7 protein-coding genes and 1 pseudogene are annotated in these 13,565 nt (G+C 64.9%); 2 read left to right on the top strand and 6 right to left on the bottom strand.

The genetic code is table 11. The annotated features are described in order from the left end of the window. Positions 1-86 precede the first annotated feature (86 nt). From QSJ18_RS15335 to trpC, 6 genes and pseudogenes are all read right to left on the bottom strand, one after another. Positions 87-1,589, bottom strand: a complete 1,503-nt coding sequence (locus QSJ18_RS15335; protein WP_286327436.1) for a glutamate synthase subunit beta — start codon at positions 1,587-1,589, stop codon at positions 87-89. Further along, positions 1,582-6,153 (bottom strand): glutamate synthase large subunit, encoded by a 4,572-nt coding sequence (gene gltB / locus QSJ18_RS15330; protein WP_286327435.1) that lies wholly within the window; start codon positions 6,151-6,153, stop codon positions 1,582-1,584. Before gltB ends, QSJ18_RS15335 begins: the two co-directional genes overlap by 8 nt. Positions 6,154-6,419: 266 nt before the next feature. After that, a pseudogene (gene lgt, locus QSJ18_RS15325) lies at positions 6,420-7,562 on the bottom strand (prolipoprotein diacylglyceryl transferase); the annotation flags it as partial. Between the two features lie 29 nt (positions 7,563-7,591). Beyond that, positions 7,592-8,401, bottom strand: a complete 810-nt coding sequence (gene trpA / locus QSJ18_RS15320; RefSeq protein WP_286327434.1) for a tryptophan synthase subunit alpha — start codon at positions 8,399-8,401, stop codon at positions 7,592-7,594. Further along, on the bottom strand, positions 8,398-9,750 hold the full coding sequence (gene trpB / locus QSJ18_RS15315) for a tryptophan synthase subunit beta (protein ID WP_462476093.1): 1,353 nt from the start codon (positions 9,748-9,750) through the stop codon (positions 8,398-8,400). Before trpB ends, trpA begins: the two co-directional genes overlap by 4 nt. Positions 9,751-9,770: 20 nt before the next feature. Further along, on the bottom strand, positions 9,771-10,589 hold the full coding sequence (trpC, locus tag QSJ18_RS15310) for an indole-3-glycerol phosphate synthase TrpC (protein ID WP_286327432.1): 819 nt from the start codon (positions 10,587-10,589) through the stop codon (positions 9,771-9,773). 212 nt (positions 10,590-10,801) lie between these two features. Between trpC and QSJ18_RS15305 the strand changes: the two genes are divergently transcribed. Then, positions 10,802-11,152 (top strand): type VII secretion target, encoded by a 351-nt coding sequence (locus QSJ18_RS15305; protein WP_286327431.1) that lies wholly within the window; start codon positions 10,802-10,804, stop codon positions 11,150-11,152. 23 nt (positions 11,153-11,175) lie between these two features. Next, on the top strand, positions 11,176-13,443 hold the full coding sequence (locus tag QSJ18_RS15300; RefSeq protein WP_286327430.1) for a TPR repeat region-containing protein: 2,268 nt from the start codon (positions 11,176-11,178) through the stop codon (positions 13,441-13,443). Positions 13,444-13,565: the final 122 nt, after the last annotated feature.

Below are 13,565 nucleotides of genomic sequence, written 5' to 3'. Positions count from 1 at the left end.
ACCTTAGTCCCGTCCCGAATCCGACGTTGACCCCCCGAACCGGTGCGCACCGATCGGCCATCCGATGTTCGTCCCGATGTCAGCCGTCACAGCACCGACAGCGGCAACGCGGACGGTCGTACCGGCGACGGCAGATCGGAAGCACCCATGAGGAATTCGTCGACCGCGCGGGCGGTCGAGCGTCCCTCGGCGATCGCCCACACGACCAGCGATGCACCCCGATGTGCGTCACCGCAGACGAACACACCGGGCGTGTCGGTCTGCCAGTCACTGCCGCAGCCGAGCACCCCGCGCCGGTTTGTCGCCAACCCGAGGTCGTCGAGCAACACCGACGGCTGCACCCCAGCGAAACCGATTGCGAAAAGCGCCAGTTCACAGGGGATTTCGAACTCTTCGCCGACCGGACTGACGACCCGCCTGCCGTCGGGCTCACGGGTCACCTCCACCTCGGCGAGCACCATCGTGGTCACGTTGCCCGCGCCGTCACCGGTGAACCGTTGCACGGCCACCTGATACTTGCGCTCGCCACCCTCGGCGTGCGCGCTGGAGGTCCGCATGATCAGCGGCCAGGTCGGCCACGGCGACCGCACGTCGTCGCGGTCGCCGGGCAGCTCCGGGTTGTAATCGAGCTGGACGACCGACGCCGCACCCTGACGGTGCGCGGTGCCCAGACAGTCCGCGCCGGTGTCGCCACCGCCGATGATCACGACATGTTTGCCCGCAGCCGTGATCGGCGACGGCCCGTCGCCCTCACATTCCCGGTTGGCGGGCACCAGATGTTCCATCGCCAGATGCACACCGGCCAGATCCCGTCCCGGCACCGGGTTGTCACGTGCCTCCAGGGCCCCGATCGCGAGGACCACCGCTTCGTGCCGGGACCGCAGTTGCGCCACCGAGATATCGGTCCCGACATCGCAGTTGACGACGAATTGTGTTCCTTCCGAACGCATCTGGGCGATCCGGCGGTCGATGTCGGACTTCTGCAACTTATATTCGGGGATGCCGTAGCGCAGCAGACCACCGAGCCGGTCGTCGCGTTCGTAGACGGTGACCTCATGGCCGGCCCGGGTCAGCTGCTGAGCAGCCGCCAGACCGGCAGGCCCCGATCCGACCACGCCCACCGAGCGCCCCGACCGTGCACCGGGCGCCTCCGGGCCGAGGATGCCCTCCGCCCACGACTCGTCGGCGATCGTCTTCTCGATCCGTTTTATCGTCACGGCACCGCCGGTCGACTGCTCGGAGATCGACAACACGCAGGCCGCCTCGCAGGGTGCGGGGCAGACCGCGCCGGTGAACTCCGGGAAGTTGTTCGTCGCATGCAGGCGGGCACTGGCCGCCTCCCAGCGGCCGCGCCGCACCAGGTCGTTCCATTCCGGGATCAGATTCCCCAGCGGACACCCGGCGGTACCGGAGTGGCAGAACGGGATACCGCAGTCCATACACCGTCGAGCCTGGGTGGACACCTCCCCCAGCACCTTCAACGGTTCATCGTGCAGATAGACGTCATCCCAGTCCTGCACCCGCTCGCCGACCGGACGGTACTTCGCCTCTTTCTTCGGGACCTCCAGGAACCCGCGTGGATCAGCCACGAGCCGCCTCCATGATCGCTGAATCGACGTCGCGTCCCTCCGCCTCGGCCATCCGGGCGGCATCCAGAACGCGTTTGTAATCGGTGGGCATCACCTTGGTGAAACCGAGGCAGCGACGCGGCCAGTCGGCCAGCATCGACGCCCCGATCGCCGAACCCGTCAACTCGGTGTGCCGGGCGATCGTCTCGTGCAGCCACGCCAGGTCGTCGGGGTCGGGCACCATCAGCTTGACCAGCGCCATGTTCACCTTCGCCGGATCGAGGTCGTAGGCGAACGCGATTCCCCCGGACATACCCGCGGCCAGGTTGCGTCCGGTCGGGCCGAGGATGACCACCCGGCCGCCGGTCATGTACTCGCAGGCATGGTCGCCGACGCCCTCGACGACGGCCGTCGCCCCGGAGTTGCGCACCGAGAACCGCTCACCGACCCGCCCGCGCAGGTACACCGAACCACTGGTCGCACCGTAGAGGATGGTGTTGCCCGCGATGACCTGATCTTCGGCGACGAACAGCGCGTCGGGATCCGGCGCGACGATGATCTTTCCGCCGCACAGCCCCTTGCCGACGTAGTCGTTGGTGTCGCCGCGCAGGTCGATGGTGACGCCCGGCGGCAGGAAGGCACCCAACGACTGCCCGGCCGAACCGCTCAGCCGCACGATGATCGTGTCCTCGGCCAGACCGGCCGCACCGTAGCGGCGCGTGACCTGCGACCCGAGCAGCGTGCCGACCGTCCGGTTCACGTTGCGCACCGGCAACTCCAAGGTCACCGGATGGGCGTCCTCCAGCGCTCCCTCGGCCAGCTGGATCATCGTCTGATCCAACGCCTTGTCCAGTCCGTGGTCCTGGCCGCGGATGCGACGACTGGGTCCTTTGTCCTCGACCTTGGCGAAGATCGGCGACAGATCCAGTCCCTTGCTCTTCCAGTGCGCCAGCGCCGTGTCGGTGCGCAGCCGCTGGGACTGCCCGATCGCCTCGTCGAGGGTCCGATATCCCAACTGCGCCAGGTATTTACGGACGTCGCCTGCAATGAAGCGGAAGAAGTTCACCAGATGATCGGCCTGCCCGGTGAAGCGCGAGCGCAGCACCGGATTCTGGGTGGCCACGCCCACCGGGCAGGTGTCGAGGTGACACACCCGCATCATGATGCAGCCGGCCACGATCAGCGGCGCGGTCGAGAAACCGTACTCCTCGGCGCCCAGCAGGGCGGCCATGATGACGTCGCGGCCAGTGCGCAGCGCACCGTCGCACTGCACGGTGATCCGATCGCGAAGTCCGTTGAGCATCAACGTCTGCTGCGCGTCGGCCAGCCCGATCTCCCACGGTGTCCCCGCATGTTTGAGCGAAGTCAGCGGCGACGCACCGGTGCCACCGTCGTGCCCGGAGATGAGCACCACGTCGGCGTGTGCCTTCGACACACCGGTCGCGACCGTGCCGACCCCGACCGCACTGACCAGCTTCACGTGGATGCGGGCGTCGGCGTTGGCATTCTTCAGATCGTGGATCAGCTGCGCCAGGTCCTCGATCGAGTAGATGTCGTGATGTGGCGGTGGCGAGATGAGTGCGACCCCGGGCGTCGAATGCCGGGTCTTGGCGATCCACGGATACACCTTGTACGCGGGCAGCTGTCCGCCCTCACCGGGTTTCGCGCCCTGCGCCATCTTGATCTGGATGTCGGTGGCGTTGATGAGGTAGTCGCTGGTCACGCCGAAACGCCCAGACGCCACCTGCTTGACCGCGCTGCGTCGGGCCGGGTCGTAGAGCCGGTCGACGTCCTCGCCGCCCTCTCCCGAATTCGACCGGGCACCAATCCGATTCATCGCGATAGCGATCGTCTCGTGAGCCTCCGCGGAGATCGACCCGTAACTCATGGCACCGGTGTTGAACCGCTTCATGATGTCCTCGACCGGCTCCACCTCCTCGATCGGGATGGGTTCGCGGGCATCGAGATCGAATTCGAACAGACCCCGCAGCGTGCCGCCCTTGGCCGACAGTGCGTCGACCTCGTCGGAGTACTTCTGGAAGATGTCCTCGCGGCCGGTCTTCGTCGCATGCTGCAGCAGGAAGATCGTCTCCGGGGTGAACAGATGCAACTCACCCTCACGGCGGTACTGGTATTCACCACCGATCTCCAGGCGCCGATACACCTGCTCGGTCGGATTCTCCGGGAACGCCCGATGATGACGGATGGCCACCTCGCGCGCGAGTTCGTCGAGTCCGACGCCCTCGATTCGCGACACCGTGCGGGTGAAGTACTCGCGCACCACCTCCGACGACAACCCGACCGCCTCGAAGGCCTGCGCACCGGTATAGGAGCTGATGGTCGAGATGCCCATCTTGCTCATCACCTTCAGCACACCTTTGCTCAGTGCCTCGATGTAGTTCCGGAACGCCTTCGACGGCCGCACGCCGATCAGCTCGCGTTCGATGATGAGGTCCTCGATGGACTCCAGCGCCAGATACGGGTTCACCGCGGCGGCGCCGAAGCTGATCAGCAGCGCGATGTGGTGCACCTCGCGGGCGTCGCCGGACTCGACCACCAGCGCCACCTTGGTGCGCTCCTTGGTCCGCACCAGGTGGTGATGGACCGCCGACGTCGCGAGAAGCGACGGGATCGGCGCATGATCACGATCGGTGTGCCGGTCGGAGATGACCAGCGTCGTGTGCCCCTCGGCGATCGCCTGGGTGGCGCGCGCACGCAGATCCTCCAGACCGCGGGCCAGACCCGCACCACCGTCCGAGACCTCGTACAAGCCACTCAGCACCGTGGCCGACAAGCCGGGGTTGTCGCCGTCGTCGTTGATATGCACGAGTTTGGCGAGGTCGGCATTGTCGATCACCGGCGCATGCAGCAGGATCTGACGGCACGACGCCGCCGTCGGCGCCAGCAGATTCTGTTCCGGTCCCATCACCCGCGCCAGTGAGGTGACGATCTCCTCACGGATCGCGTCCAGCGGCGGGTTGGTCACCTGTGCGAACAGTTCGACGAAATAGTCGTAGAGCAGCCGGGAACGCTTGGACAGCACCGCAATCGGGGTATCGGTGCCCATCGATCCGAGCGGCTCGTACCCCGACGCCGCCATCGGCGTCAGCAGCACGCGCAGATCCTCCTCGGTGTAACCGAAGGACACCTGCCTGCGGATCACCGTGTCGTGGTTGGGCTTGAACACCGGCCGCGGCGGCAGCGTGGCGATGTCGAGCAGCCCGGCGTGCAGCCACTCGTCGTAGGGTTCGGCCCCGATGAGATCGCGTTTGATCTCCTCGTCGGGGATGATGCGGCCCTGCGCGGTGTCCACCAGGAACATCCGGCCCGGTTCGAGCCGACCCTTGGAGATCACCTCGTCGACCGGCACCCCGAGTACACCGGCCTCCGAGGCCAGGATGACGCGGCCGTCCCGGGTCTGCCACCAGCGGCCCGGACGCAGACCGTTGCGGTCGAGCACCGCACCGACCACGGTTCCATCGGTGAAGGTCACACAGGCCGGACCATCCCACGCCTCCATCAGCGAAGCGTTGAACTGCAGGAACGCCCGCCGATTCGGTTCGAGGTCGGGGACGTTCTCCCACGCCTCGGGAACCATCATCATCACCGCGTGCGACACGCTGCGACCGCCGAGGTGCAGCAATTCGAGGACTTCGTCGAGGGAGGCCGAATCGGAGGCCTCCGGAGTGCAGATCGGGAACGCGCGCTTGAGGTCGCCGGGGATCAGATCCGTTTCGAGCAATGCCTCCCGCGCCCGCATCCGATTCCGGTTGCCGCGCACCGTGTTGATCTCACCATTGTGGGCCACGAAGCGGAACGGATGGGCCAGCGGCCAGGACGGGAAGGTGTTGGTCGAGAACCGGGAGTGGACGATGGCGACGGCACTCAGGCAGCGTTCGTCGCGCAGGTCGTCGTAGTAGAGCGGCAGCTGCATCGTGGTGAGCATGCCCTTGTACACGATGGTCCGGCTCGACAGCGACGGGAAGTAGAGGCCGGTACCGGCGTCGGCGATCTCCGGGGTCACGCGCTCGGCCTGCTTGCGGAACGGATAGATGTACCGGTCGAGGTCGATGCCGCCGATCCGCTCGCCACCTGCCGGCGGATCCACGGTCACGAAGAGCTGGGTCATCTGCGGCATGCAGTCGACCGCGGTCTGACCGATGTCGGCCCGTGCGGCGTCGACGGGCAGTTCCCGCCAGCCGAGGATCGTGATGCCCTCGGCGTCGGCCAACGCCGTCACCCGGGCGATCGCCTCCCGACGGAGAGCCGGGTCGGTGGGCAGGAAGCAGGTGCCTGCCGCATAGGTGTTGTCCCCGGCGGCGGTCGGGGCAGGCAGGGCGAAGTCGGTCGTCGCCCGCAGCAACTCGTCGGGGAGCTGGATCAGGATGCCCGCACCGTCACCGCTGTTGACTTCCGCACCGGCCGCCCCGCGATGCTCCAGATTCTCCAGCGCGAGAAGGCCATCGGCCACAATCGAATGGGAGCGTCGGCCATGGATATCGGCGACCATCGCCACACCGCACGAATCGACTTCATTGTCGGGGTCGTACAGGCCCTGCTTGACCGGAAGCGCAGAAAACAACATCTCTACCTCCACTCGATTCGCTGACGAATCTCATGCTGGATGTCCGCTGGGACAGCGCTGGCCCGTGGAGCACAATGCGCGAAACACGGCAACCAGGTCGATTCACCGCCGGGGCTGATCGGCGTGGCCGGACCGCACTTCGCGAAATTCAAGTCTAGCTGAACCGCCGTCACACCGCGGCTGCATAAATGGACGTATCCCCAGGTGGTGGTGTGAGAAATCCGACGGGCGTCGGGTCAGGAACGGGACGTGTCGGAGTCGTCGGGGGTGTCGGAGGCGTCTGGGGTGTCCGGGCTGGGCTCGGCGATGTCCGCCTCGGCATCTGCTTCTGCTTCGGGCTCGGTGTCGTCGGGCTCGGTGTCGTCGGGCTCGGCCTCGTCGGGCTGGGCCTCGTCGGGCTCGGTGTCGTCGGATTCAGCCTCGTCGGGCTCGGTCTCGGTGTCGTCGAGCTCGGTGTCGTCGGGGTAGTCGTCGTAGCGGTCGTCGATGTAGCCGACGAAACCCTGCTGTTCCAGTTCGGCGGCACGGTCGGGGTGGTAGATGCTCAGCCCCTGTTCACGCCCCTTGGTGGCCAGGAAGAAGTAGATCAGCGCGCACACGAAGAAGAAGGCCGAGGTGAAGACGTTGACGCGGACCCCGGCGATCAGCGAGGCATGGTCGTCGCGCAGCAGTTCGACACCGAAGCGCCCCAGGCAGTAGCCGGCGACGTACAGCGCGAAGAGCCGGCCGTGCCCGATCCGATACCGGCGGTCGACGACCACCAGGAGCACGACGATGAGCAGGTTCCACAGCAGTTCGTACAGGAATGTCGGGTGCACGATGTCGACCACGTGCCCATTGGAGACACCGCTGATCAGTCCGGGGTCGCGATACCCGTTGTCATCGACGCGGTCGTAGATCTTGAGACCCCACGGCAGATCGGTGGACCGACCGTAGAGCTCTTGGTTGAAGTAATTGCCGAGCCGACCGATCGCCTGGGCGAGCAGGATCGGGGGCGCGATCGCATCGCCGAAGGCCGGCAGCCGGATCCCGCGGCTGCGGGCACCGATCCAGGCACCGAGGGCGCCGAAGATGACCGCACCCCAGATACCGAGACCACCGTCCCAGATCTTAATGGCGTCGATGGGATCCTTGCCGCCCGGAACATCACCGAAGTAGGTCTTCCAGTCGGTGATCAGGTGATAGATCCGGCCACCGATCAGACCGAACGGCACCGCCCAGATGGCGACGTCGAGCACTTCACCGGGCTGGCCACCGCGGGCCACCCACCGGCGGTTTCCCCACCAGACGGCGACGACGATCCCGGCGATGATGCACAGCGCGTAGGCGCGGAGCGGGAACGGTCCCAGGTCCCACACGCCCTGCGGCGGACTCGGGATATAGGCCAGCGTCGTCGTCGGCAGCGTCACGCAGCCACCCTAGCGTGCCGGCGCCTTGGTCAGACGGTGGCGTGTCGGCCGCGTACACCCTCGGCCAGATCGGCGACCAGTTCGGCCAACCGGTCCTGACCGGCGTGGGCCGCAGTGACCAGTGCCGAACCGACGATCACGCCGTCGGAGTAGGCGGCGATCTCGGCGGCCTGCTCACGGTTGCGGACGCCGAGCCCGACACCGATGGGGATGTCGGAGTAGGCGCGCACGCGTGCGCACAGGTCAGGTGCCATGTCGGAGACGGCGTCGCGGGCGCCGGTGACACCCATCGTCGACGCCGCGTAGACGAAGCCGCGCGAGGCGTCGACGGTCAGGGCGATGCGTTCGGGCGTCGACGACGGCGCCACCAGATAGATCCGGTCCAGGCCATAGTCGTCGGAGGCGGCGTGCCAGGCGGCACCCTCCTCGGGGATCAGATTCGGGGTGATGACACCCGCGCCGCCCGCGTTGGCGAGGTCGCGGGCGAACTTGTCGACGCCGTACTGCAACACCGGATTCCAGTAACTCATCACCACCGACTGGCCACCGGCCGCGGCGATCGCCTCGACCGCGGTGAAGACGTCGCGCACCCGGACACCGTTCTGCAGAGCGGTGTCGGCGGCCGCCTGGATGGTCGGGCCGTCCATCACCGGGTCCGAATACGGCACGCCGACCTCGATGATGTCGCAGCCCGCGTCGACCATGGTGCGGAAGGAGGTCACCGAATCCTCGACGGTCGGGAAACCGACGGGCAGGTAACCGATCAGCGCGGCACGACCCTCGGCCCGGCATCCGGCGAAGACCGGCCCCAGCTTCGACGGCCCGGTGGTCGCGGTCATGCGTCGGCTCCTGTCTGTGCGGCGTTGTCGGCGGCGGCGGTGTGTTCGGCGGCGGCCTCGTCTTGGGAGGGCGGCGGGTCGAACAAGTGGAACCAGCGGGCCGCAGTATCCACATCCTTGTCGCCACGGCCGGACAGGCTCACCACGATGATGGCGCCCTCCCCCAGCTCGGCACCCAGCTTGAGCGCACCGGCGACGGCGTGTGCCGACTCGATGGCCGGGATGATGCCCTCGCGACGACTCAGCAGGGCGAGCGCATCCATCGCCTCGGTATCGGTGATCGGACGGTAGTCGGCGCGGCCGATGTCCTTCAGATAGGCGTGCTCAGGACCGACACCCGGATAGTCCAGACCCGCCGAGATCGAATGCGATTCGATGGTCTGACCGTCTTCGTCCTGCAGCAGGTAGGAGTAGGCGCCCTGGAAGGCACCCGGCGTGCCACCGGTGAAGGTCGCGGCGTGCCGGCCGGTTTCCACACCGTCGCCGGCCGCCTCGTAACCGACCAGCTTCACCGACTCGTCGTCGATGAACGGGTGGAAGATGCCGATCGCGTTGGAACCGCCGCCGACACAGGCGACCACCGCATCGGGCAGACGTCCCGCCTGATCGAGGATCTGCGCCCGCGATTCCAGGCCGACGACACGCTGCAGGTCGCGCACCATCATCGGGAACGGGTGCGGTCCGGCAGCCGTGCCGAAGGCGTAATAAGTGTTGTGCGCGTTGGTGACCCAGTCCCGCATCGCCTCGTTGATGGCGTCCTTGAGGGTGGCCGAGCCGTTGTCCACGGCGATCACCTCGGCACCGAGCAGCCGCATCCGGGCCACGTTGAGCGCCTGCCGGTCGGTGTCCACCCGTCCCATGTAGATGACACATTCGAGGCCGAGCAGGGCACACGCGGTGGCGGTGGCGACCCCGTGCTGACCGGCTCCGGTCTCGGCGATGATGCGGGTCTTACCCATCCGCTGGGCCAACAGCGCCTGACCGAGCACATTGTTGATCTTGTGCGATCCGGTGTGGTTGAGATCCTCACGCTTGAGGAAGATCCGTGCCCCACCCGCGAATTCACTCAGCCGAGCAGCTTCGTAGAGCGGTGACGGCCGCCCCGTGTAATGCCGCTGCAGCCGGTCGAGTTCGTTGAGGAAATCGTCGTCGGCGCGCATCTTGAGGTAGGTGGCGGTCACGTCTTCGATGACCGCCATCAGCGCCTCGGGCACGTGGCGTCCGCCGTAGACGCCGAAATGGCCGCCCTCATCGGGTTCGACCGAGGTGCGGGTCGTCAGACCGACGCTCGCCGCGGGCAGGGATGCAGAGGACACGAAAACTCCCACACGATCGGGTTCACACGACATGGGCATGCCCATGCCCGTTGTCAGCGAACAGGTTTCGGACAAGATGGGTGAGCGCCGGCGGTCACCAGCTCACTCACCGCAGCACGGGGGTCACCGCTGGTGACCAGGCCCTCACCGACGAGGACCGCGTCGGCGCCCGCACCGGCGTAGGCCAGCAGATCGGCGGTGCCGCGCACCCCCGACTCGGCGACCCGAATGATCTCGGTGGGCAGCCCCGGAGCGATCCGCGCGAACGAATCCCGGTCCACCTCAAGGGTCTTGAGGTTGCGCGCGTTGATGCCGACGACGGAGGCCCCGGCCTCCAGCGCACGGTCGGCCTCTTCCTCGGTGTGCACCTCGACGAGGGCCGTCATACCCAGACTCTCGGTGCGATCGAGCAACGCGGACAGCACATTCTGTTCCAGCGCGGCGACGATCAGCAGGATGACGTCCGCACCGTGCGCCCGAGCCTCGTGAATCTGATACGGCCCGACGATGAAGTCCTTGCGCAGCACCGGGATGTTGACCGCGGCACGCACACTGTCGAGGTCGGCGAGCGAACCACGGAAGCGACGTTCCTCGGTCAGCACACTGATGATGCGCGCACCACCGGCTTCGTAGGCACTGGCCAGCTCGGCCGGATCGGCGATGGTGGCCAGGTCACCTTTGGACGGGCTGGCGCGCTTGACCTCGGCGATCACGCCGATGCCGGGCTGGCGTAGCGCGGCCATGGCATCTCTGGGGGCGGGGGCCTTGGCAGACGCTGCCTTCACCGCCTCGTAATCGAGCACGGCTTCACGAGCAGCGACGTCAGCTTTCACTCCCTCGATGATGGAATCGAGAACGGTGGGCGTACTCACGGCGAATGGTCCCCTTTCCGTGACGGTGGATATCAGGGTAGACGGGTGGTGAACACGACATCCGACCGGGCTGGGTCACACCACGCCAGAGGGCACCCTGAGACGGCTGCCGACCATCTCAGTGATCTCGGCTACAATCGCTGCACTCGGTGACCCAAGTGACCCTTGAGGTTCCAGTGGAGCTTAGGCGTGAGTTAACAGGGGGAGTTGACGTGCTCAAGGTAAGTCCAGATTCGCTGCGTTCCGCAGCAAATACCATTTCCACCTTGCCGGCCACCGGAGCCGACGCATTAGGCATGTACCAGAGCGCGTCAAGCGCGACCATGTCACTTCATTTCGGCGCCGCCGGCATCAAGGGAACCGATACAGCCGCCAAGATCCGGGCGGCTTCGGTCGCCGCGGAAACCGCCGTTGAGGTCGTTCGGGGACGGCTCGGCGCCTGGGAGACGGTGTTGAAGAAGGCCGCAGACACATTCCAAGACACCGATGAGCGCGCCTCAGTGAGGGTCGGCTCACTGGGCGACTTCAACGGTTCCTGGGATCCGTCACAACGCCGCCGCTGATGGCTACCCCCACACGATCGCAAGTGGAAGCGCTTCATTTCCACAACATGGAGAAGGCCGCGACCGAGGCCACGCGACTGGCGACGCAGATAAAATACGACGGCAAGAATGTCGTGAAGACCATCACCGCATTGGACTGGACCGGCCAAACCCACAGCGCCGCCGAGATCCGCGCCGTCGACGAGAATCAAGAGTTCCGCCGTACCGCCTTCGCAATGGAGGACCTTGCCGCAGCAATCACGGCAGGCAAGGACGACATGTCGCGGTTGACGGGCAAGCTCAAGTCGCTTACGAGCGGCTACGTGGCCGACGGCTTCGATGTCGCACAAAATTGGGCGGTCACCGATGGCTATAACTACGCGGTCGCGGAACTGCTAGTCAACGGGCTTGACGTACCCAACGGAATGCAACTGCTCGCGGACCTCAAGGCGAGGCGTCTGAACGAGGCCAAGACCGCGACGACGAAGCTGACCCGGCTCGCACACGAGTTCGACGCGGCAGACACAGCATGCGCCCGCGCGATCGATGCCGCGACACAAGATATCAATCGATTGGCTCCCGCACGTGCCGCACTCGGCGGCGGCCTCGGCCAAACGATCGCCAAGAAGCTCTCCGCAGGTACGGCCCTGACAGACTTCGAGCGCCGCGCACTCGCGGCAGGCGCAATGCTCACGCCAGAACAACTCCAGGCTATGCGAACGGGGAAGCCTTTCGAATTAAGCCAGGGTCAGTTCGACTTTCTCACCAAGATCAATCGCGGACTCGACGGAAAGTCGATGTCCGATATTCTCAAGATCGGCGAAGGACCCCATCACAAACAGATTCAACACAACCTCGCAGCCGCAGTCGAAATGATGGGTATCCCCAACCTCAGAACAGCCGACGGCGACCGAGGAGGCATGGCGCAGGTGCCGAATCAGATCCGTTCGTTGTTGACACGAAATCTCACTTCAAATGCTTATCAAGCCTTGCCTGACGAGAACGAGCAGGCCCCCGGAACCTACCATCACTACTATAATATTGATGGACTAAGTGATCTCCGAGCCCTCTCAGACTTTATTTCTCACGGAGATGCCGGATTACAGGGATCGGACATAAATCGAGGAATCGAGAAACAAGTTGCCGAGATCAACGGTGCCACCGCAGAGAGCGGTCGTGCGATGTCACCTGGCATGAAGCTCGGTACAGATCAGCTCGATAAGCTCCTCAGTGATGCACTGGTAACAGCGTCACAAGACCACATCGCTACGCATGACTTCATTACAGGCAAGAATATGGACGTCACTTGCGATAATGGCGGACACTATAATGCCTGGTCGCATCTGAACGACCTCAATTCGCAGTCCTTCGGCAAGCACACCGCAGGCCTTCATGGGCTGTACGACTGGGTGGGTGCGGAGGCCAATTCACCAAACCCGGCTTCCGCCGGACTCGCACATGATGCAGCCAACGCGCTCGGTCACTACCTCGGCACCAGTGCAAACATCGGCGATGGCGGAAGAATTGAGGTCCTCAACGCTGATGCCGCACGAATTGTCGAGAAGGCTATCGAACCTTATCTGGCCGATTTCGTTCTTGAAGGCGATCTGCAAACATTGCCAGGCCACGATATTAACACTCGAACCCCCGGGGAGCTCCAGAACATATTTCGTGCACTGAATACTGACGGTGTTGCGGCGGCGAATCTAAACTTGGCCGCATCACGTCTGGAGAATGAGTTCGCTTATCGCTACGGACTCACCGGCAATGGGGTTTACGGCCAATATACGGGCGTGTTAGCTCAAGCAATGGTCGATGGAAATCAACTGGCAGTCCACCAACTTTCTGACGATCAGAATGCACACCGCATGGCCGAGTACGAAAATCGCTTGAAAGCCATCGGAACAGCCAAAGATGCCGCCAGCCTTTTCCCGCCAGGCGCTCTGATTGCACTGGGATTGTCACCCCTCAGCGATGCGTTGGCAGGAACAGCACCAGGTCAACAATCCGGAGCTGTTCAGGGAAACAGTGCCACGTGGGTGGACACACTCAATGACCCGCAGGTGCTGAAGTTCAGCCAGTTTGTTGGATATTCACAGATCCATCCGGAGATTGCCAAAGAAAACCCAGAATGGTTCACCGACGGAAAACCCGATTGGAACGCAGTCCACGGTGATCCCGATTGGAAATATTTAATGCTGAGAATCTCCGATTCGTGGAGCCAGGGTTATGACGACGGAAGGCGCGCCCCTGACATTCCTGGACAGCCTGGCCCTCAAATGCCTAAAGACCCCACCGCTCCAGTTGGGTGAAGGTGAGGATGAATATGCAAAGCACTCCGTTTCGCGTCGAGTTTGAGCGTCGCCCAATGACGGTGTTGATCCTGACCGCCGTGCTGTCAGTGTTGCTCGCTGCCTGCTCCGGTGGCTCCGAC

The organism is Gordonia heveisoli, assembly GCF_030315745.1.
Classification (GTDB): Bacteria; Actinomycetota; Actinomycetes; order Mycobacteriales; family Mycobacteriaceae; genus Gordonia.
The sequence above is the reverse complement of the archived record's forward strand: the minus strand, read 5'-3'. Positions and strand labels throughout refer to the sequence as shown.